17 protein-coding genes are annotated in these 19,531 nt (G+C 70.1%); 12 read left to right on the top strand and 5 right to left on the bottom strand.

The features are described 5' to 3' along the window. The first annotated feature begins 6 nt into the window (after positions 1–6). From fliQ to nadA, 11 genes are all read left to right on the top strand, one after another. The gene (gene fliQ, locus AB7F93_RS04590; RefSeq protein ID WP_428301708.1) at positions 7–276 is read left to right on the top strand and encodes a flagellar biosynthesis protein FliQ; all 270 of its coding nucleotides are present in this window, start codon (positions 7–9) and stop codon (positions 274–276) included. Next, positions 276–1,052 (top strand): flagellar biosynthetic protein FliR, encoded by a 777-nt coding sequence (gene fliR / locus AB7F93_RS04585; protein WP_428301707.1) that lies wholly within the window; start codon positions 276–278, stop codon positions 1,050–1,052. Before fliQ ends, fliR begins: the two co-directional genes overlap by 1 nt. 1 nt (position 1,053) lies before the next feature. Then, positions 1,054–2,190: a flagellar biosynthesis protein FlhB gene (flhB, locus tag AB7F93_RS04580; protein ID WP_428301706.1), complete on the top strand. Its 1,137-nt coding sequence runs from the start codon at positions 1,054–1,056 to the stop codon at positions 2,188–2,190. A 42-nt stretch (positions 2,191–2,232) separates the two neighbouring features. After that, positions 2,233–4,299 (top strand): flagellar biosynthesis protein FlhA, encoded by a 2,067-nt coding sequence (flhA, locus tag AB7F93_RS04575; RefSeq protein WP_428301815.1) that lies wholly within the window; start codon positions 2,233–2,235, stop codon positions 4,297–4,299. A 28-nt stretch (positions 4,300–4,327) separates the two neighbouring features. Beyond that, complete coding sequence (flhF, locus tag AB7F93_RS04570; RefSeq protein WP_428301705.1) at positions 4,328–5,530, top strand: flagellar biosynthesis protein FlhF; 1,203 nt, start codon at positions 4,328–4,330, stop codon at positions 5,528–5,530. Next, positions 5,523–6,404 carry a MinD/ParA family protein gene (locus AB7F93_RS04565; RefSeq protein ID WP_428301704.1) on the top strand — a complete coding sequence of 294 codons (882 nt, stop codon included), beginning with the start codon at positions 5,523–5,525 and terminating at the stop codon, positions 6,402–6,404. Before flhF ends, AB7F93_RS04565 begins: the two co-directional genes overlap by 8 nt. After that, positions 6,401–7,141, top strand: a complete 741-nt coding sequence (locus AB7F93_RS04560) for an RNA polymerase sigma factor FliA (RefSeq protein ID WP_428301703.1) — start codon at positions 6,401–6,403, stop codon at positions 7,139–7,141. The genes AB7F93_RS04565 and AB7F93_RS04560 overlap by 4 nt, the downstream gene beginning before the upstream one ends. Before the next feature lie 26 nt (positions 7,142–7,167). Continuing rightward, the gene (locus tag AB7F93_RS04555) at positions 7,168–7,908 is read left to right on the top strand and encodes a flagellar motor protein (RefSeq protein ID WP_428301702.1); all 741 of its coding nucleotides are present in this window, start codon (positions 7,168–7,170) and stop codon (positions 7,906–7,908) included. 10 nt (positions 7,909–7,918) lie between these two features. Continuing rightward, the gene (gene motD / locus AB7F93_RS04550) at positions 7,919–8,950 is read left to right on the top strand and encodes a flagellar motor protein MotD (RefSeq protein WP_428301701.1); all 1,032 of its coding nucleotides are present in this window, start codon (positions 7,919–7,921) and stop codon (positions 8,948–8,950) included. A gap of 70 nt (positions 8,951–9,020) precedes the next feature. After that, positions 9,021–10,241 carry a glycolate oxidase subunit GlcF gene (glcF, locus tag AB7F93_RS04545; RefSeq protein ID WP_428301700.1) on the top strand — a complete coding sequence of 407 codons (1,221 nt, stop codon included), beginning with the start codon at positions 9,021–9,023 and terminating at the stop codon, positions 10,239–10,241. A 219-nt stretch (positions 10,242–10,460) separates the two neighbouring features. After that, complete coding sequence (gene nadA, locus AB7F93_RS04540; protein WP_428301699.1) at positions 10,461–11,528, top strand: quinolinate synthase NadA; 1,068 nt, start codon at positions 10,461–10,463, stop codon at positions 11,526–11,528. Positions 11,529–11,537: 9 nt separating this feature from the next. Here nadA and AB7F93_RS04535 read toward each other — a convergent pair whose 3' ends face one another. The 3 genes from AB7F93_RS04535 to AB7F93_RS04525 all read right to left on the bottom strand — a co-directional run bounded on the left by AB7F93_RS04535 (position 11,538) and on the right by AB7F93_RS04525 (position 14,419). Continuing rightward, complete coding sequence (locus tag AB7F93_RS04535; protein WP_428301698.1) at positions 11,538–12,401, bottom strand: MaoC/PaaZ C-terminal domain-containing protein; 864 nt, start codon at positions 12,399–12,401, stop codon at positions 11,538–11,540. Continuing rightward, the gene (locus tag AB7F93_RS04530) at positions 12,401–13,306 is read right to left on the bottom strand and encodes an SDR family oxidoreductase (protein WP_428301814.1); all 906 of its coding nucleotides are present in this window, start codon (positions 13,304–13,306) and stop codon (positions 12,401–12,403) included. Before AB7F93_RS04530 ends, AB7F93_RS04535 begins: the two co-directional genes overlap by 1 nt. Positions 13,307–13,426: 120 nt before the next feature. Next, positions 13,427–14,419, bottom strand: a complete 993-nt coding sequence (locus AB7F93_RS04525; RefSeq protein WP_428301697.1) for a lysylphosphatidylglycerol synthase transmembrane domain-containing protein — start codon at positions 14,417–14,419, stop codon at positions 13,427–13,429. 107 nt (positions 14,420–14,526) lie between these two features. Here AB7F93_RS04525 and mgtA point away from each other — a divergent pair, with 107 nt between their 5' ends. Then, positions 14,527–17,064, top strand: coding sequence for a magnesium-translocating P-type ATPase (gene mgtA, locus AB7F93_RS04520; protein ID WP_428301696.1), 2,538 nt, complete (start codon positions 14,527–14,529; stop codon positions 17,062–17,064). A 37-nt stretch (positions 17,065–17,101) separates the two neighbouring features. On the opposite strand, the gene AB7F93_RS04515 is transcribed toward mgtA, so the two are convergent. Beyond that, a complete protein-coding gene (locus tag AB7F93_RS04515) occupies positions 17,102–18,319 on the bottom strand; it encodes an aromatic ring-hydroxylating oxygenase subunit alpha (protein WP_428301695.1) in 1,218 nt (405 codons plus the stop codon). Between the two features lie 52 nt (positions 18,320–18,371). Continuing rightward, complete coding sequence (locus AB7F93_RS04510) at positions 18,372–19,454, bottom strand: amidohydrolase family protein (protein ID WP_428301694.1); 1,083 nt, start codon at positions 19,452–19,454, stop codon at positions 18,372–18,374. Positions 19,455–19,531 lie beyond the last annotated feature (77 nt).

Genomic DNA, 19,531 nt, shown 5'->3' with positions numbered 1-19,531 from the left:
CGCGCGATGACCCCGCAAACCGTGCTCGACGTCGGCCGCGAGGCGCTGTGGATGTGTCTGCTGCTGGCCGGTGGGCCGCTGCTGGCGATGCTGGTGGTGGGCCTCGTGATCGGCATGCTGCAGGCGGCGACGCAGATCAACGAAATGACGCTGAGCTTCGTGCCGAAGCTCGCGGCGATGGCGGTGCTTCTCGTAATCACCGGCCCGTGGCTGCTGCAGACGCTGGTCGACTACACGCAGCGTCTGGTGACCTCCATTCCGGGAATGATCGGCTGATGGACGTCGACAGCGCCGCCATCGGTGCCTGGGTCGGCCAGTTCGTGTGGCCGTTCCTGCGCCTGTCGGCGTTCTTGCTGGCGGCGCCGCTGTTCGGCGCGCGCAGCGTGCCGGTGCGCGTGCGCATCACGATTGCCGTGGCGCTGGCCGCGCTGCTGGTGCCGACCCTGCCGCCCATGCCGGCGGTCGATTTTCTGTCGCCGCTCGGGCTTATGACTGCGCTTCAGCAGGTCGGCATCGGCGTGCTGGGCGGCTTTCTGCTGCAACTGTTCCTGGCCGCGCTCACCTTTGCCGGCGAGATGGTGTCGCTCGGCATGGGGCTCGGGTTCGCGTCCATGGTGGACCCGCAAAACGGCGTCAGCGTGCCGATCCTGTCCCAGCTCTACGTGATGCTGGCGCTGCTGCTGATGCTGGCCGGCAACGGCCATCTGCTGTTGCTGGAGCTGCTGGCACGCAGCTTCACCACGCTGCCGGTGGGGCCGGTGGGGCTCGTATTTTCGGACTTTCGCGCCGTAGCCGGCTTCATCACCGACATGTTCGCGCTCGGTCTGCTGGTGGCGCTGCCGGCGGTGACGGTGCTGCTGGTGGTGAACCTGGTGTTCGCGGTGGTCAGCCGCGCCGCGCCGCAGCTGAACCTGTTCGCGGTCGGCTTTCCGGTGTCGCTGCTGGTGGGGCTGCTGGTGGTGCTGATGACCCTGCCCGCGTTGACCGGCCAGTGGGACGGCATATTCGGGCAGGCGACGCAACGCCTGGCCGGCGTGTTCGGAGGCCGCTGAGATGGCCGAAGAGACCGGGCAGGAACGCACAGAAAAGGCCACGCCCAAGCGTCTTAAGGACGCGCGGGACAAGGGCCAGATCGCCCGCTCGCGGGAACTGAACTCCGCCGCGCTGGTGCTGCTGGGCGCGGGCGGCCTGTGGGCGCTCGGCGGGCATCTGGGGTCGGTATTCATCGACCTGATGCGCGGCGGTTTCACCATCGATCGCGCCGCGGCGCTCGACCCGGCGGCGCTCGTGTCGCACCTCGGCGCCGCCAGCGGGCAGGCGCTGTGGGCGCTCGCGCCGTGGCTGTTGCTGGCATTGGTGATCGCCACGGCGGCGCCGATGCTGCTGGGTGGCTTTCTGCTGTCGGCCGAGAACCTCGCGCCGAAGTTCGAGCGCCTGGACCCGGCCAAGGGCCTCAAGCGCGTGTTCTCGGCGCAGGGTGCGGTCGAGACGGGCAAGGCGCTCGCCAAGTTTGTGGTGCTGGGCGGCATCGCGTGGCTGGTGGTGCGGCAGATGGCGCCGGCGCTGCTCGCGCTCGGCAGCGAGCCGATGCCGGGCGCCATCGTGCACGCGCTCGGTCTGTCCGCGAAGGCGTTTTTTGTGACCGCGCTGGGCCTGTTGCTGATCGCCGCCGTGGACGTGCCGTTCCAGCTCTGGAACCACGCCAAGCAGCTGCGCATGACGCGCCAGGACATCAAGGACGAGATGAAGGAATCCGAGGGCCGGCCGGAGGTGCGCGGGCGCATCCGCCAGCGCCAGCAGGAGCTGTCCCGCCGCCGGATGATGCAGGACATCCCGAAGGCGTCCGTCGTCATCACCAACCCCACCCACTACGCGGTGGCGCTGCGCTACGACGTGGGCGCCGACGGCGCGCCGCGGCTGGTCGCCAAGGGCGCGGATCTTGTCGCGCAGCAGATTCGCGCCGCGGCCAGGGAGCACGGCGTGCCGATCCTGGAGCAGCCGCCGCTGGCGCGCGCGCTGTTCTACACGACAAAGCTCGGCGCCGAGGTGCCGCGCGAGCTGTACACCGTGGTGGCGCAGGTGCTGGCCTGGGTGTACCAGCTGCGCGCCGGCCAGCACGGCCTTGGCGACCTGCCGGCGCTCGCCGTGCCGGACGAACTGCAACGTCCACGCGGCGGCGTGGCGCATTGACGGTCTTGAGGAGAACCTGACGTGACGACTGCAACGCTTCGCATGGGCAACTGGCGCGCGCTGGCGGGGCTTGGCCTCGGCACGCCGCTGCTGGTGCTGACGCTGCTCGGCATGATGCTGATCCCGCTGCCGCCGCTGCTGCTGGACCTGCTGTTCACGTTCAACATCGCGCTGTCGCTGGTGGTGCTGCTGGTGGCGGTGTACGCGCTGCGCCCGCTCGACTTTGCGGTGTTCCCGACGCTGCTGCTGGTCGCCACATTGCTGCGCCTGGCGCTCAACGTCGCCTCCACGCGTCTGGTGTTGCTGCACGGCCACACCGGGCCGGGGGCGGCCGGGCATGTGATCGAGGCGTTTGGCGCGTTCGTGATGGGCGGCAACTACGCGGTCGGTCTGATCGTGTTCATCATCCTCATGATCATCAACTTCGCGGTGGTCACCAAGGGCGCCGGGCGCGTGTCGGAAGTCAACGCCCGCTTCACGCTGGACGCCATGCCCGGCAAGCAGATGGCGATCGATGCGGACCTTTCGGCCGGCATCATCAACCAGCAGCAGGCGCAGACACGGCGCGAGGAAGTGCGCCAGGAAGCCGACTTCTACGGCGCCATGGACGGCGCGAGCAAATTCGTGCGCGGCGACGCCATGGCCGGCGTGCTGATTCTGGTCATCAACATCCTGGGCGGCATCGCCATCGGCATGGGCCAGCACGGCATGGCGGCCGGCGATGCGCTGCGCGTGTTCAGCCTGCTGACCATCGGCGATGGTTTGGTGGCGCAGGTGCCGTCGCTGCTGCTGTCGGTGGCGGCGGCGATCCTGGTGACGCGCGTGTCGCAGTCGGCCAACGTCTCCACGCAGGTCAGCAACCAGTTGCTGGCGAACCCGACCGCGCTCGGCATCGCGGGCGGCCTGGTTGGCGTGCTGGGGCTGGTGCCGGGCATGCCGCACTTCGCGTTTCTGAGCCTGGGCGGTGGTCTTGGCTGGGCGGCCTGGCGGCTGCACCAGCGTCGCACGGCCGCGCCTGCGGCGGACAAGACCGCCGACGGTCAGGCCCTGCCGGCGCCCGAGGAGCACAAGGAACTCGGCTGGGACGAGGTGGCCGGCGTGGACCTGGTGGGCCTCGAAGTCGGCTATCGACTGATCCCGATGGTCGACAAGGCGCAGGGCGGCGAGCTGCTGGCGCGCATCAAGGGCGTGCGCAAGAAGCTGTCGAAGGAACTCGGCTTCCTGCTGCAGCCGGTGCACATCCGCGACAACCTGGACCTGCCGCCGGGCGGTTACCGCATCACGCTGATGGGCGCCACGGCCGGGCAGGGCGAGCTGATGCCGGAGCGGGATCTGGCCATCAACCCGGGGCACGTCACGACGCCGGTGCCGGGCATCGCCACCAAGGACCCGAGCTTCGGCCTCGACGCGCTGTGGATCGAGAGGGGTCTTCGCGAGCAGGCGCAGATGGCGGGCTACACCGTGGTCGACGCCGCCACCGTAGTGGCGACGCACCTGTCGCAGGTGCTGACCAAATCAGCCCATGAACTCCTCGGCCACGAGGAAGTGCAGCAGCTGCTCGATCGGCTCGCCGCGCAGGCGCCGAAGCTGGTCGAGAACCTCACGCCGAAGGTGCTGCCGCTCGGCACGGTGCTGCGCGTGCTGCGGAATCTCCTCCAAGAGGGCGTGCCGATCCGCGATCTGCGGACCATCGCCGAGTCTTTGGCGGAGCACGGCGCGCGCAGTCAGGATCCCGACGTTCTGACGGCGCTGGTGCGGGTGGCGATCGGCCGCGGCATCGTGCAGGAGATCTTCGGAATGGCCGCAGAGCTAGCACTGATGACGCTTGACCCCGATCTGGAACGCCTGTTGCTAAAAGCCGTGCAGGGCGGCGACGGCGCGCTGGGACTGGAGCCTGGACTTGCCGAGCGCCTGCGGGGCCTGCTGGCCGACGCGGCGCAGCGCCAGGAACTGCTGGGCCAGCCGGCGGTGCTGGTGGCGCCGAACGCGCTGCGGCTGTGGCTGGCGCGCTTCGTGCGGCACCTGGCGGTGGACCTCAAGGTGCTGGCCTACGAGGAGCTGCCGGAGAACCGCCAGGTGCGGGTGGTCGCGAACATCGGTGGACGCTGAGCGTCCACCACGACACGGAGATACGGGTATGCAGATCAAGCGCTACAGCGCCCCGGACATGCGCCGGGCCCTGCACCAGGTGCGTCAGGCGCAGGGTGCGCAGGCGGTGATCCTGTCGAGCCGCCGCCTGCCGGACGGCGTCGAGGTGATCGCGGCGGACGACTACGACGCGGCGTTGGTGGAGCGCCTGGCGGCGGCCGGCGACGGCGACGCCTTGCCGGCCGGCACCGGCCGGGAATTGCCGCGCGCGGCGAGCGACGAGCTGCGGGCTCCGGCCGATCTCGACCGCCTCGCCTGGGCGGTCGACCCGGCCATCTCGCAACTGCGCAGCGAGCTCACCAACCTGCGCGCGCTGCTGGAGGCGGAATTGCGGCAGTCGGCGGCGCTGCGGCGCACGCCGCTTGAGGCGCAGCTCGCGCAGCACCTGGAACAGCTCGGTCTCGCCCCGGCGCTGATCGGCGAGTTGCTTGGCCAGCTTGGCGACACACAGGACATGGGCGCTGCCTGGCGCGAGTTGCTGGGCCAGCATCTGGTCGCCCGCATCCCGATCGCGAGCGACGACATGCTGGCCGAAGGGGGTGTGGTGGCGCTGCTCGGGCCGACCGGCGTCGGCAAGACCACCACGGTAGCCAAGCTCGCCGCGCGCTTCGTGCGTGAGCACGGCGCCCGGCATCTTGGCCTGCTGACCACCGACAACTACCGCGTCGGTGCCCACGAACAGCTTCAGAACTACGGCCGCCTGCTCGGCGTGCCGGTGCAGATGGTCGACTCGGCAGACGATCTGGCGACGGCACTCGCGGCGCTCGCCAACAAGCGCCTGGTGCTGGTCGACACCGCCGGCATGAGCCAGCGCGACCTGCGCCTGGGCGAGGCGCTGGCGAGCCTGCGCCGCGAGGGCCTGCGCGGCTACCTCACGCTGGCGAGTAACGCCCACGAGACCATGCTGGACGAAACCATCACCACGTTCGGCGCGCTGCCGCTCGCCGGCTGCGTGCTGACCAAGCTCGACGAGTGCCCGAGCCTCGGCGGCACGCTGTCGGCGGTGATTCGCCACGGCCTGCCGATTGCCTGTGTCACCGACGGCCAGCGCGTGCCGGAGGATCTGCGCCCGGCGCGGGCGCGGGATCTGGTGAGCCTCGCCGCACAGCGCGTGCAGGCACGCACGGTGCGCTCACCGCAGGTCAGTCCGGCGCCGATCGTCCGGCCGCAGCGGGTGGCTGCCCATGCTTGAGGCCGCTTTCGATCAGGCGCAGGGACTGCGCGGCCTGCGCGCGGCCCGCCCGGTGCAGGTGATCGCCGTCACCGGCGGCAAGGGCGGCGTCGGCAAGACCAATGTGTCCGTCAACCTTGGCGTGGCGCTCGCCCAGCGCGGGCGCGGCGTGATGCTGCTGGACGCCGATCTCAGCCTCGCCAACGTGGACGTGCTGCTGGGCCTGAAGCCGCGCTACACGCTGGAGCACGTGCTGCGCGGCGAGCGCGAGCTCGACGAGATCATCCTCGATGGCCCGGCCGGACTTCGCATCGTGCCGGCGGCGTCCGGCGTGCCCGGCATGGCGGACCTGCCGCCGGCGGCGTACGGCGGCCTCATCCACGCCTTCGGGCAACTGGCGGCCGATCTTGACGTGCTGCTGGTGGATACCGCGGCCGGCGTATCGGAACAGGTGATGAGCTTCGCCCGCGCCGCGCAGGAGGTGCTGGTGGTGGTGTGCGACGAGCCGGCCTCGCTGACCGACGCCTACGCCCTGATCAAGCTGCTGAGCACCCAGCACGGTGTGAGCCGGTTCCGAGTGCTCGCCAACATGGTCCGTCGCGCCCGCGACGGGCGCGAGCTGTTCGGCAAGCTGCTCGCCGTGTGCGACCAGTACCTCGACGTGGTGCTGGAGTTCGCCGGCGTGGTGCCGTTCGACGACTACCTGCGCCGGGCCGTGCAACAGCGCGCGTCGGTGCTGGAGGCCTACCCGCGCAGCCCGGCGGCGTTCGCGCTGCGCCAGCTGGCGGAGCAGGTGGAGCGCTGGCCGCGCCCGCGCGGCGCGAGTGGACATCTGGAGTTCTTCTTCGAGCGTGTGGTGCAGCCCCGTGAGGTTGCGTTGGGAGGTTCGGCATGAGCGCAGTTCTGGCTTACAAGAAAACCGCCAGCCCGGAGGTTTCGGCCAAGGAGGTGGACCGCCTGGTGCACCTGCACGCGCCGCTGGTCAAGCGCATCGCCTATCACCTGCTGGCGCGCCTGCCGGCGAGCGTGCTGGTGGACGATCTCATCCAGGCCGGCATGATCGGCCTGATGGAGGCCGCCCGGCGTTTCGACGACAGCCAGGGCGCGAGCTTCGAGACCTACGCCGGCATCCGCATCCGCGGCACCATGCTCGACGAGCTGCGCCGCGGCGGCTGGCTGCCGCGCACGGCGCTGCGCAAGCTGCGTCAGCTCACCGAGGCGACGCGCGCGGCCGAGCGCGAACTCGGCGGCGAGGCTTCGCCGGAGGCGATCGCCCGGCACCTCGGCATGGATCTCGACAGCTACTACACGCTGGTGCGCGAGGCGTCCGAGTTCGGCGTGGTGCGCTTTGCCGACCTCGGCAACGAAGAAGACGAGCCGTGGGAGAACGGCATTGCCGACAGCGGGCCCGGCCCGCAGGCGCAGGTGGAGGAAGACAACCTGCGCGCCAGCATCGCCGCCGCCGTGGACCTGCTGCCGCCCCGCGAGAAGCTGGTGATGTCGCTCTACTACGAGCAGGAGCTGAACCTGCGCGAGATCGGCGAGGTGCTCGGCGTGAGCGAGTCGCGCGTGTGCCAGATCCACGGTCAGGCATTGGTGCGGCTGCGCGCGCGCCTGGGCGGCGGCGCCTGAGCGCCCGGCGGCACGAGGTCTGACCCATGGACATTTTGAGTTTCGCCGGTGTGGTGATGGCGTTCCTGGCCATCATCGGCGGCAACGCGCTCGAAGGCGGGCACCTGAGCTCGCTGGTGCAGCCGACGGCGTTCCTGATCGTCGGCGGCGGTACGGTCGGCGCGGTGATGGTGCAAACCCCGCTGCCGATTTTCTTGAATGCGCTCAAGATGGCGGGCTGGGTGTTCATGCCGCCCAAGCTCGATTTCAAGGGCGCCATAGACAAGATCGTCGAGTGGGGCAATGTGGCCCGCCGCGAGGGCCTGCTGGGGCTCGAAACTGCATCCGAGGCCGAGACCGATCCCTTCCTGAAGAAGGGCCTGCAACTGCTGGTCGACGGCAGCGAGCCGGATACCATCCGCGGCGTGCTGGAAGTGGAGCTGTCCGCGGCCGAGCACCAGGAGAACACTGCCGCCAAGGTGTACGACGGCTTCGGCGGTTACTCGCCGACCATCGGCATCATCGGCGCCGTGATGGGTCTCATCCACGTGATGGAGAACCTGTCGGACCCGAGCAAGCTCGGCGGCGGCATCGCGGTGGCCTTCGTCGCCACCATCTACGGCGTGGCGCTCGCCAACCTGTTCTTCCTGCCGATGGCCACCAAGATCAAGGGCGTGGTGCACCACCGCAGCCAGTTCAAGGAGCTGACCATCGAAGGGCTGGCGGCCATCGCCGCCGGCGAGAACCCGCGCAACATCGAAATGAAGCTGCACGGCTACCTGCACTGAGCCTGCCGCCGTGGCCCGCAAGAAAAAGCACGAGGAGCACGAGAACCACGAACGGTGGCTGGTCTCGTACGCCGACTTCATCACGCTGCTGTTCGCGTTCTTCGTCGTGATGTACTCCGTGTCGTCGGTCAACGAGGGCAAGTACCGCGTGCTGTCGGACTCGATGATCGCGGCGTTTCGCTCGCCGACCAAGTCGCTGATGCCGATCCAGATCGGCAACATCGTCAAGAGCCCGTCCGGCATGGCGGTCGAGCTGCCGCCGATGGCGCAGAACCGCGTGATCGAAGCGTCCCGCAAGAAGGCCCAGAGTGGCGCCGGTGGGGGCGATGGCGACGGGAAGGCAGCCCTGGAACAGGTGGCCAACGAGCTGGCGCAGGCCTTCGGGCCGCTGATCGCCGAGGAGCTGGTCAGCATTCGCGAGGGCCGCCAGTGGCTGGAACTCGAAATCCGCTCGGCGGTGTTGTTCGACTCCGGCCGGGCCGAGGTGCGCACCGACGCGCTGCCGATCGTCGACCGGGTGGTCGACATCCTGTCCACGGTGCCGAACGCCATGCGCGTCGAGGGCTACACCGACAACGTGCCCATCAGCACCAGCCAGTTCCGGTCCAACTGGGACCTGTCGGCCGCGCGCGCCGGCAGCATGGTGCACCGCCTGCTGGAGCGCGGCATCGACCCGCTGCGCCTGTCGCTGGCGGGCTACGGCGAGTACAGGCCGATTGCCGACAACGCCAGCGAGGACGGCCGCACGCGCAACCGGCGAGTGGTGCTGGTGGTGCTCGCCACGCCGGACGCGGGCGCCGCCCGTGAGCAGTACCTGACGCGGGCCAGGCAGGGCCCGGACGACGTTGGCCTGCGCCTGCCGCACGAGCTGCCGAGCGCGCTCGGCATCATGTCCGCCAGCGCACCCAGCGCCGACGCAGGGCAGGGCACCGCACCGTCCTTTCACGTGAGTGCACGCTGGCCGGCCGAGCGCCGCGCCGCGGGCGAGGTGCCGTCGTTCGTGCCGGCGCCCATGCTGCCGCAGGTGGCGCCTGCGCTATAGCCCGGAACGCGCTGCGGCAAGCTGCTAAGGTTGGCGCCCGCCGCGCGGCGAGCCAGTCCCTGGGGAGTTCATGCAGACGCGATTTCCGGCACACGTGCGCGCCAGCGCCGAGGGTGCAGCCGTCGAGCGCATCGTGCGCAAGTGCGTGCACTGCGGGTTCTGCAACGTTACCTGCCCCACGTTCCAGGTGCGCCGGGACGAGCTCGACGGCCCGCGCGGGCGCATCTACCAGATCAAGGGCGCCATCGAGACCGGCGCCGTGCCGGCGAGCCTGCAATCCCACCTCGACCGTTGCCTCACCTGCCGGGCCTGCGAGACCACCTGCCCGGCCGGCGTCGAGTACGGGCGCGTGCTCGACTTTGGCCGGGAGCTTGCCGAGCGGGCGGTGCCGCGTGGCGCGCCCGAACGCCTGTTACGCCGCGCGCTGCGGGCCGTATTGCCCCACCCGGGCCGCTTCGGGGCCCTGCTTGGCGTAGGTCGCACGCTGCGTCCGCTGCTGCCGGCAACACTCAAGGCAATGATCCCGTCTGCGCAGGCCGCGGGGCCGCGTCCGACCGCGCGTCACACGCGCCGCATGCTGCTGCTTGCCGGCTGCGTGCAGGACGCCCTGGCACCGCGCATCAACGCCGCCGCGCAACGTGTGCTCGACCAGCTCGGCATCACGCTGGAAACCGCCCCCGCTGCCGGCTGCTGCGGCGCCATCAGCCACCACCTCACCGCCACCGGCGAAGCGCGCGATTTCATGCGCCGCAACATCGACGCCTGGTGGCCGCAGATCGCGGCGGGCGCCGAGGCGATCGTCGTCACCGCCAGCGGCTGCGCCGTGCAGGTGAAGGACTACGGCCGCCTGCTGGCGGACGACCCCGTCTACGCGGACCGCGCAGCGCGGGTTTCGGCGCTGGCGCGCGATCTGTCGCAGGTCATCGCCGCCGAGGATGTCGCCGGCCTCACGCCAGCACGGGACGCGCCGCGCCGCATTGCCTTCCAGAGCCCCTGCACGCTCCAGCACGGCCAGCGCCTGTCGGGCGTGGTGGAGGGCCTGCTGCGGCGGGCGGGATTCGAGCTGCTGCCGGTCGCCGATGGCCATCTGTGCTGCGGCGCGGCCGGCACCTACGCACTCTTGCAGCGCGAGCTGTCGCACGAACTGCGCGGGCGCAAGCTCGACAACCTCGCTGCGGCTGGGCCGGATCTGATCGCCACCGCCAACATCGGCTGCCTGCATCACCTGGAGGCCGCGGCGCCGGTGCCGGTGCGGCACTGGATCGAGCTGTTCGACCCCGTCGCCGCGTAGCTCGGCGCTCAGTGATGCACCAGCCCGCGATATCGCTGTGGGAGCGGCGCCCCCGCCGCGAATCTTCGTAGCTCCGCGCCACGTCATTCGGCCCGAGGGCGGGCCTCCCACACATGGATGCTACGGTCCGGATATGAACCGGCGCCTCCCGCGCCGGCCTTGCAATCGCGCCGCCGAATGCCAATCTAGGCACCGATTTCCGCTGCGCCCGGAGCCCCCATGCCCGCCGACACCCAGTACGCCACCCCGGTCAACGACTACCCGCGCACCGCGGACGTGGAGCGCCCGGAGCCTGCCGGCGCCGCGCGCGCGGCGCTCGAAGCGCGCATTCGAGCGCTGCTGAAGGCGCAGGACGCCGTGCTGGTGGCGCACTACTACGTGGATGACGCGCTGCAGGCGCTGGCCGAATCGTCCGGCGGCTACGTGTCGGACTCGCTCGACATGGCCCGTTTCGGCAATGAACACCCGGCCTCGACGCTGGTGGTGGCGGGCGTGCGCTTCATGGGCGAGACGGCCAAGATCCTGAACCCGGAAAAGCGCGTGCTGATGCCGGAACTGGAGGCGACCTGCTCGCTCGATCTCGGCTGCCCGGTGGATCGTTTCAGCGCGTTCTGCGACCAGCACCCGGACCGCACCGTGGTCGTGTATGCCAACACCTCGGCGGCGGTGAAGGCGCGCGCCGACTGGATGGTCACCTCGTCCTGCGCGGTGGACATCGTGAACCACCTGCACGCGAAGGGGCAGAAGATTCTGTGGGCGCCGGACAAGCATCTTGGCGCCTACATCCGCGAGCAGACCGGCGCCGACATGCTGCTGTGGGACGGCGCCTGCATCGTGCACGAGGAGTTCAAGGGCACGGAGCTCGAAGCGCTGCGCCGCGAGCACCCCAGAGCCAAGGTGCTGGTGCACCCGGAATCGCCGGCGAGCGTCATCGCCCAGGCCGACGTGGTCGGCTCCACCAGCCGCATGGTGCAGGCGGTGCGCGACATGGACGCCGACGAGTTCATCGTCGCCACCGATCGCGGCATCTTCCACAAGATGCGCCAGCTCGCGCCCGGCAAGCGCCTAATCGAGGCGCCGACCGCCGGCAAGAGCGCCACCTGCCGCAGCTGCGCGCACTGCCCGTGGATGGCCATGAACAGCCTGACGGCACTGCTGCACGCGCTCGAAACCGGCGCTGGAGAGATTCACGTCGATCCCGCCATCGGCGCCCGCGCCCGGCTGCCGATCGAGCGGATGCTCGACTTCACCCGCCGGCAGAAATTGCAGTCTGCGGGAGACGCCTGAGCGTCAGGCTCAGGCAGGTTTGATCCCGGCCCGGCCGTGACTCAGCACCACGATGTCGCGCTCCACCGCCCACGTGCGAAACGCGACGTCGTCCGCCTCGCGCCAGATTTCCGTGCGCAGCGTCTCGCCGGGGTAGACCGGCGCCGAGAAGCGCGCCTGCATTGAGGTGAGCCGCGCCGGGTCGTAACCGCACGCCTCGCGCAGCAGCGCGTGGCCGGCCACGGCGAAGGTACACAGGCCGTGCAGGATGGGCCGGTCGAAGCCGGCGGCGCGCGCCACCGCGGGGTCCGCGTGCAGCGGGTTGAAGTCCCCGCACAGCCGATACAGCAGCGCCTGCTGCGGCAGGGTAGGGAGTGCGCACACGGCGTCCGGCGCGCGCTCCGGCGTGGCGGTCAGCGTCATCGGCGGCGCATCGCTGCCGCCGCAGCCGCCATCGCCGCGGCAAAACGTGCTGCTGTCGAGCGTGGCGATGAGTGCGTCGCTGGTGGCGTCGTGCAGGGTGCGCCGGCTGTAGACGATGGCGCCCTTGCCCGGGCCCTTGTCGTTGATGCCGATGACGCGGGTGCGGCCGATCACCTCGCCGCTGGCCGGCAGCGGCTGGTGCAGCGTCAGGCCCTGCTCGGCGTGCACCAGGCGCACCCAGTCGACGCCGGTGCCCGGATCCTTCATCCAGAAGCCGGGGTAGCCCAGCACCACGGCCTGCGTGGGCAGCGCCTGGGGGGACTGCTCGTAGACGAAGGGCAGTTGGCGGGTGTCGGTCGGGTCGGCGCCGAGGCCCACGGCGAGCGCGTAGAGCTGGCTGTCGCGCACGCTGTAGGCCTGGCGGATTTCCGGCACCGGCCAGGCGAGCAGGCGCCCGTAGTCGATGGCCATCAGATGGGATCCCAGGCGAACACGTCGGCCGACACGGCGAGCGGGTAGAACTGCTCGGCGAACGCCGCCGGCAGGCGCTCGGCCAGCTGCTCGGGCGTCCAGCCGCCGTCGCGGTGGATGGAGCGCAGCGGGCGCGACTGCGACATCAGGAACACTTCGTTGGCGCGCACGGCGAAGATCTGGCCGTTGACCTTGGTGGCCGCGTCCGACAGCAGGAACACCGCCACCGGCGCGATCTTGTCGGGCGTCATGCGCTTCAGGCGCTCGACGCGCGCCTGTTGCTCGGGCGTGTCGGTGGGGATGGCGCCGATCATGCGGCTCCAGGCGAACGGCGAGATGCAGTTGCTGCGCACGCCAAAGCGCTGCATGTCGAGCGCGATCGACTTCGACAGTCCGACGATGCCGAGTTTGGCCGCCGCGTAGTTGGCCTGGCCGACGTTGCCGACGAGGCCGGACGTGGACGTCATGTGCACCAGGGCGCCCGCACCCTGCTCGCGAAACAGCGGCGCCACGGCGCGGCTGAGATAAAACGAGCCGAACAGGTGCACCTGGATCACCGCCTCGAAGTCCTCGGGCGACATCTTGTGGAAGATGCCGTCGCGCAGGATGCCAGCGTTGTTGACCACGCCGTCCACGCGGCCGTAGGCGTCGAGCGCCGTCTGCACCATGGCCTGCGCGCCGTCCCAGGAGGCGACGCTCGCGGTGCTGGCCACGGCCTGCCCGCCGGCGGCGCGAATCTCGTCCACCATGCGCTGGGCGGGTCCGGCGTCGGCGCCATCGCCGCCCACCGAGCCGCCGATGTCGTTGACCACCACCCGCGCGCCCTGCGCGGCGGCGAGACGCGCAATGCCGCCGCCGATGGCGCCACCGCCGCCGGTGACGATGATGACCTTGTTGTCGAGCATGCCGGGCATGGGGTTTCTCCAGTGGTTCTCGGTCGCGATTGGCGGTTTGTGCAAGGGGACTTGCGCTGCGGGCAGCGATTGTAGGGCCCGGAAACCGGGCCCGCGCCGGGGTTCGGCAAGTCAGGTCGTGGGCGCGGTGGTGCGCCGCCGCTCGCGGCGCGTCAGCCAAAGCCCGGGCAGCATCGGCAGCCACAGCGTGAAGCCACGCAGCAGCACCGTGGCCGGGAGCGCCGCCGCCAGCGGCACGCCGGCAAGCCCCAGCACGGTGACGCAGGTGGCCTCGAAGCTGCCAAGACCGAGCGGGATCGGCCCCATCTCCATCACCAGGCTGGCGCACACGAACGCCGCCAGCACCAACGCCGGCGCCACCGCCTGACCGAGCGCCCACAGCATGACCCACAGCGTGGCGGCGTCCAAAAGCACGATTGCGGCCTGCAGTGGTCCCACCGCCAGCAGCACCCGCCCGCGCAGCACGCCGGGGGCGGTGCGCGCGAGCGCATCCAGCAGGCGCGCCACGCGCGGCGAGCGACGCCCCGGCAGCCAGCGCGGCAGGCCGCGGCCGCCCGCCACCGCCCACACGGCCCCGATCAGAAGCACCGCGAAGGCGCCGTAGGCCAGCAGCAACGCGGTCAACGCCGGGTGCAGCAGGTCGTACTGCGCCAAGGCGAGGCCGCTCAGCGCCGCCAGCAGCAGGTTGGCGAGGTAGTGGCCGATCATGCTCACGACCAGTGCGGCCATCGCCGCTGGCGCCGCGACACCGCGCCGGCGCATGGCATGCACGAACAGGATGTTGCCGCTCAGCCCCCCACTCGGCATGGCCTGATCGGTGAACAGCTTGGCCAGGCTGAGCGGCACCAGGCCCGCCAGCGGTCGTGTCTCGCCAAGGCGCGCCAATACCCGCTGCCAGACGCCGGCGGCGCAGACATAGGTCATCGCCTGCAGCGCCAGCGCCGCAGCGAGCCACGGCCAGCGCAACTCGGCGAGCAGGGCGAGCACCTCGTGCAGTTCGCCAAGGTGCAGGCCAACGCCCAGCACCGCCAGCAACAGCAGCGCGCCGAACAGCCAGGCGGCACGAGCGAGACGCCGTGCGCGGTCGGCCGGCGGGCGGGTCACGGCGGGCGGAGCGGTTGCGGGCACGAACGCAGTCGGCGCGGGGCGTGGCGGCAAGGCGCCGTCACTATACTGCCCACGCCCTGCCCACCCGACCGCCGCCCCGAGCCATGCCCGACGCCGCGCGCGAAGCCTACTGGTCCCGGTCGCCGGACGACCTGCTGCAAGCGCTGCGCAGCACAGCGGGCGGCCTGAGCGCCACCGAAGCCGCCCGCCGCCTTGCCGAGCACGGCCCGAACCGCCTGCCGGAAGGCCCGGCGCTGGCGCCGCTGGCGCTGCTGCTGAAGCAGTTCACCGATCCGCTGGTGCTGATCCTGCTGTTCGCCGGCCTGCTGTCGCTCTACCTGCACGAGTGGCTCGACGCCGCCATTGTGCTCGGCATCGTGCTCGGCAGCGGCGGGCTCGGCTTCGTGCAGGAGTACCGCGCCTCGGCGGCGGTGGCGGCGCTGCGCGAACAGGTCGCGGCGCGGGTGACGGTGCTGCGCGACCGCGCGACGGTGAGCCTGCCGGCCGAGGCAGTGGTGCCGGGCGACGTGGTGCAGCTGGCCGCCGGCAGCCTGATCCCGGCCGACGGCGTGCTGCTGGAGGCGAAGGACTTTTTCGTCACCGAGGCGGTGCTGACCGGCGAGACCTTCCCGGTCGAGAAAACCCCCGGCACGGCGCCGCCGCAGGCCGGCCTCGCCGAGCGCCACGGCTGCGTATTCATGGGCACCTCGGTGCGCAGCGGCACGGCCCGGGCGTTGATCGTCGAGACCGGTGCCGGCACGGCGTTCGGCGCCATCGCCCACCGCCTGCGCCGGCGCGCGCCGCCGACCGAGTTCGAGCTTGGCATCCGCCGCTTCGGCGCGCTGCTGACGCAGGTGATGGTGGCGCTGACGCTGGCGGTGTTTGCCATCAACGTCCACTTCGAGCGGCCGGTGGTGGAGGCGCTGCTGTTCTCGGTGGCGCTGGCGGTGGGGCTGTCGCCGGAGCTGCTGCCGGCCATCATGACCCTCACGCTGTCGCACGGGGCGCGGGCCATGGCCCGTCAGGGCGTGATCGTGCGCCGGCTCGCCGCCATCGAGAACCTCGGCAGCATGGATGTGCTGTGCACCGACAAGACCGGCACGCTGACGGTGGGGGTGATCAAGCTCGACGGCGCACTGGGTGGCGATGGGCAGCCCTCGGCGCGGGTGGCGCAGCTCACCTACCTCAACGCCCACTTCGAGACCGGCATCGACAACCCGCTCGACGCCGCCATCGAGGCGGCCGGCGTGCCGGCCGGCTTGAACCCGGCCGCCTGGCGCAAGCTCGACGAAATCCCCTACGACTTTCTGCGCAAGCGCCTGTCCATCGTCGCCGCCGGGCCGGACGGCACGTCGACGCTGCTGACCAAGGGCGCCTTCGCCAGCGTGCTGGCGGTATGCGAGCGCCTGCGCGTCGGTGCGGCCGAAATTCCGCTGGACGACGCGCAAACCGCCGTCCTCGAACAGCGCTTTGCCGCGTGGAGCGAACAGGGCTACCGCGTGCTCGGCGTCGCCAGCCGCCCGCTCGAAGTCAAACCCGCCTACCACGCCAGCGACGAGACCGGCCTCTGCTTCGAGGGCTTTCTGCTGTTCTTCGACCCGCCCAAGCCCGGCATCGAGCGCACGCTGGCCGACCTCGGGCGTCTGGGCGTGGCGGTCAAGATCATCACCGGCGACAACCGCCTGGTGGCGGCGCACCTGGCGCGCGAGGTGGGCATCGCGGAACCGGTGGTGCTGACCGGCGCGCAGATCGACGACATGCGCGACGAGGCGCTGTGGCAGCGGGTGGTCGACACCGACCTGTTCGCCGAGGTCGACCCGAACCAGAAGGAGCGCCTGATCCTGGCCTTGAAGCGCTCCGGCCACGTGGTGGGGTATCTGGGCGACGGCATCAACGACGCGCCGGCGCTGCACGCCGCCGATGCCGGCATCTCGGTCGATCAGGCGGTGGACGTCGCCAAGCAGGCGGCCGATTTCGTGCTGCTGCAGCACGATCTTGACGTGCTGTGCCGCGGCATCGAGTTCGGCCGCAGCACCTTCGCCAACACGCTCAAGTACATCTACACCACCACCAGCGCCAACTTCGGCAACATGATCAGTATGGCGGCGGCGAGCCTGTTTCTGCCGTTTTTGCCACTGCTGCCGAAGCAGATCCTGCTGAACAATTTCCTCTCGGACCTGCCGGCGATGGGCATCGCCACCGACCGGGTGGACGCGGAGGCCGTGCAGACGCCGCACCGCTGGAACGTGGCCGCCATCCGCCGCTTCATGCTCACCTTTGGCCTCATCAGCTCGCTGTTCGACGGCCTCACCTTTGCGCTGCTGCTGTGGCTGACCGATGGCGCACCGGCCCTCTTTCGCACCGGCTGGTTCGTGGAGTCGCTGCTGACCGAGCTGTGGGTGCTGCTGGTGGTGCGCACCGCCCGCCCCGCCTGGCGCAGCCGGCCGGGCACGCTGCTGTGGAGTCTGACGCTGGCGCTGACCGGCGTTGCGATCGCGCTGCCCTACCTGCCGGCGAGCCACGCGCTGTTCGAGTTCACGCCGCTGCCGGCGAACGTGCTGGCGGCGGTGCTGGCGATTACCGCCGGCTACGTGATGTGTACGGAGCTCGCCAAGCGGAGGCTGTTCGCGGGGCTCTCATGAACAAAGCCAAGGAGCGGAGTGCGGTAAGGCTTGTATTTCATCCCGCTTCTCGGGTGAACCCCATCATCTGCCGGTAGTGCTCCCACCACAGCGCGTTCGGGGCTTCGTCGTTCTGCTTGGTTTCAGTCAGGTCCGCACCCTCGCGGTAACCCTTCAGGAAGAAGGTTCGCGAAGGATCGGTTTCCAGTGCCTGCTGGATGCGCATGAACACGGTGGCGTCTTCCAGGCTCACGAAGCCGCTCGGGCCGATCATGTTCGACGACTGGCGCAGGCGGTGGCGCACGAGGTCCGCGTCGTCGTCGGCATGGGCGAAGTAGGCGTAGTGGACCTCGACCTGGTCCAGTCCCACGGGATTGGCATAGCGGATGTTGAAAATGTCGAGATGGTTGGCGATGGCGGTGAGCGGCCAGAACGCCAGCAGGCTCGATCCTGGCCCCTGCTCGGCGGCCTTGTTGCGCGGCGCGGCGCCGCCCTGGTATTCGATGACGCTCGGGTCGCGCAGCAGCCCGCCGTGGTCTGGCGCCTCGTCCACCGCGGACAGGATCATCATGTGTCCGGCCGGCAGGCGGCTTTGGCGGCCGGTGGGCCGTTGCCAGCGCAGGATGCGAAAGGCCGCGTGCAGCAACGGGGCATGGAAGGCGTCGTTGTCGATGTAGATCTTCCAGTTCGATTGATAGCGCACCTTCTGGTAGCCGAGCAGTTTCAGGCGCCCGTCACCGCCGAGCGCGTCCCGCACCGGGCCCGCCATGGCGCCCATCCAGTCCATGAGCGGTGGGGGACTGGCGTGCAGGCTGACGAACAGCAGCCCGACGTAGCTTGCGCTGCGCGCCTCGGCGAGGTTGTAGTCGGCGCGCTTGAAGTCGGGCGGGAACTCCGCCTCGCCGGGGCAGGCGCGCAACTGACCCTGGGTGTCGAACACCCAGCGGTGGTAGGGGCACTCGATGTCGCCGGTGTGGCCACGGAAATTCATCGCCAGCTTGGTGCTGCGGTGTGTGCACGCGTTGTGAAACGCCCTGACCACGCCGTCATCGCCGCGTATCACCAGCAGCGGCGTGCGTCCGACGGTAACGGTCTTGTAGTCGCCGGGGTTCGGCAATTCGACCTCGTGCGCCACCGGGTGCCAGACCGGGCCGCGGAAGATGCGGTCGAGCTCCAGGGCGAACACGTCGGCGTCCTCGAAGACCCACTTGGGCACTTCGTTGAAGGCCGCGGGCCAGCGCGGCAGCGAGGCGGCGAAGCTGTCGTCGGGTTTCATGGCTTGGTGCTCCCGAGGCGCGGCAAGCGCGATGGCGCGTTGACCGGCGCGGTCAGTTCAGGTTGAAGAACCGCCGCGCGTTGTCGCCAAGCAGCTTGTTCTTTTCTTCCAGCGTGAGGTCGGGCTGGGCGTAGGCGGCCTCGATTTCCTTGCGCACGGCGCGGAAGTCTACCTCGTGCGGGTAGTCGGTCGAGAAGGCAAATGCGTCCGGTCCGACCCGCTTGATGAGATACGGCAGCGTGCCCTCGCCGGGCTCGCAGCCGATCAGGATCTGGCCGTTCTGGCAGTAGTGCTCGAAGGTGCGGTAGGCGCCCATCATGCCGAGTTCGGCGTTGCGCGCCATGCGATCGAGCAGCACGGTGGTCCAGCCGCAGCCGCCCTCGGTGAAGGCGACGCGCAGGCCGGGGTACTTCTCGAACAGGCCGTTGTGGATCATGGACACGGCCGCGATCATCAGCCCCATCGGGTGGTGGATGACGTGCGAGGGCAGGATCGAGTTGACCGAGCCGAGACCAAGCCCGACGTTCGAGCCGCCGTGCACGCCAAGCGCGCAGCCAAGGTCCGCTGCCTCCTTGTAGATCGGCCAGTAGTACTCGTGGCCAAGGTCGAGCGGCAGGCCGGTGGATGGCAGCATGGCGCCGGGCAGCTTCAGCTCCTTGACTACGCGGCGCAGTTCTTCCACTGCCGCAGCCGGCTTCTGCATCGGGATCAGCGCCATCGGCAGCAGCTTCGGACTCACGCGCCGGTAGCGATCGGCCACGTAGTCGTTGTAGGCCTGGCAGACCGCGATCGCGTATTCCTCCTCACGAATCTGGCCGACCGTCAGGCCCTCGCTGGTGTACATGATCGAGTACTCGACGTTGGCGTTCTTCAGGAACTCCAGCCAGTCCTCGGCGGAACCCTTGCGGTGCTTGCTGGCGAGCTCCTGGTCGCCCATCACGCCTTCTTCGGCCTTGAATACCGACGGCTTCGGCCAGTGCACGCCATCCAGCGTCGGGAACGGCGTGCGAAAGAAATTCTGCGGGTTCACGCACAGCTCGCGCACCGCCGGGTGCGCGTACTCGGCCATCTCGGCCAGCGATTCCATGATGTGGCCGTCGGCGTCGACGGCCGGGCGCAGGGCGGTGGCGTCCATGTGTGCGTTCTCCTCGCAAACGTGAATGGCCGAACGTTCGTTCTTGTGCGCGACGGTAGCGCGCGTTGCCCGTACTG

Source organism: Immundisolibacter sp., assembly GCF_050250495.1.
Lineage (GTDB): Bacteria > Pseudomonadota > Gammaproteobacteria > Immundisolibacterales > Immundisolibacteraceae > Immundisolibacter.
The sequence above is the reverse complement of the archived record's forward strand: the minus strand, read 5'-3'. Positions and strand labels throughout refer to the sequence as shown.

What these genes read in the sequence shown, in the direction of transcription:
- fliQ (WP_428301708.1), top strand. Translation starts at nt 7, where the DNA reads ATGACCCCGCAAACCGTGCTCGACGTCGGCCGCGAGGCGCTGTGGATG.
- fliR (WP_428301707.1), top strand. Translation starts at nt 276, where the DNA reads ATGGACGTCGACAGCGCCGCCATCGGTGCCTGGGTCGGCCAGTTCGTG.
- flhB (WP_428301706.1), top strand. Translation starts at nt 1,054, where the DNA reads ATGGCCGAAGAGACCGGGCAGGAACGCACAGAAAAGGCCACGCCCAAG.
- flhA (WP_428301815.1), top strand. Translation starts at nt 2,233, where the DNA reads ATGGGCAACTGGCGCGCGCTGGCGGGGCTTGGCCTCGGCACGCCGCTG.
- flhF (WP_428301705.1), top strand. Translation starts at nt 4,328, where the DNA reads ATGCAGATCAAGCGCTACAGCGCCCCGGACATGCGCCGGGCCCTGCAC.
- AB7F93_RS04565 (WP_428301704.1), top strand. Translation starts at nt 5,523, where the DNA reads ATGCTTGAGGCCGCTTTCGATCAGGCGCAGGGACTGCGCGGCCTGCGC.
- AB7F93_RS04560 (WP_428301703.1), top strand. Translation starts at nt 6,401, where the DNA reads ATGAGCGCAGTTCTGGCTTACAAGAAAACCGCCAGCCCGGAGGTTTCG.
- AB7F93_RS04555 (WP_428301702.1), top strand. Translation starts at nt 7,168, where the DNA reads ATGGACATTTTGAGTTTCGCCGGTGTGGTGATGGCGTTCCTGGCCATC.
- glcF (WP_428301700.1), top strand. Translation starts at nt 9,021, where the DNA reads ATGCAGACGCGATTTCCGGCACACGTGCGCGCCAGCGCCGAGGGTGCA.
- nadA (WP_428301699.1), top strand. Translation starts at nt 10,461, where the DNA reads ATGCCCGCCGACACCCAGTACGCCACCCCGGTCAACGACTACCCGCGC.
- AB7F93_RS04535 (WP_428301698.1), bottom strand. Translation starts at nt 12,401, where the DNA reads ATGGCCATCGACTACGGGCGCCTGCTCGCCTGGCCGGTGCCGGAAATC.
- AB7F93_RS04530 (WP_428301814.1), bottom strand. Translation starts at nt 13,306, where the DNA reads ATGCTCGACAACAAGGTCATCATCGTCACCGGCGGCGGTGGCGCCATC.
- mgtA (WP_428301696.1), top strand. Translation starts at nt 14,527, where the DNA reads ATGCCCGACGCCGCGCGCGAAGCCTACTGGTCCCGGTCGCCGGACGAC.
- AB7F93_RS04515 (WP_428301695.1), bottom strand. Translation starts at nt 18,319, where the DNA reads ATGAAACCCGACGACAGCTTCGCCGCCTCGCTGCCGCGCTGGCCCGCG.
- AB7F93_RS04510 (WP_428301694.1), bottom strand. Translation starts at nt 19,454, where the DNA reads ATGGACGCCACCGCCCTGCGCCCGGCCGTCGACGCCGACGGCCACATC.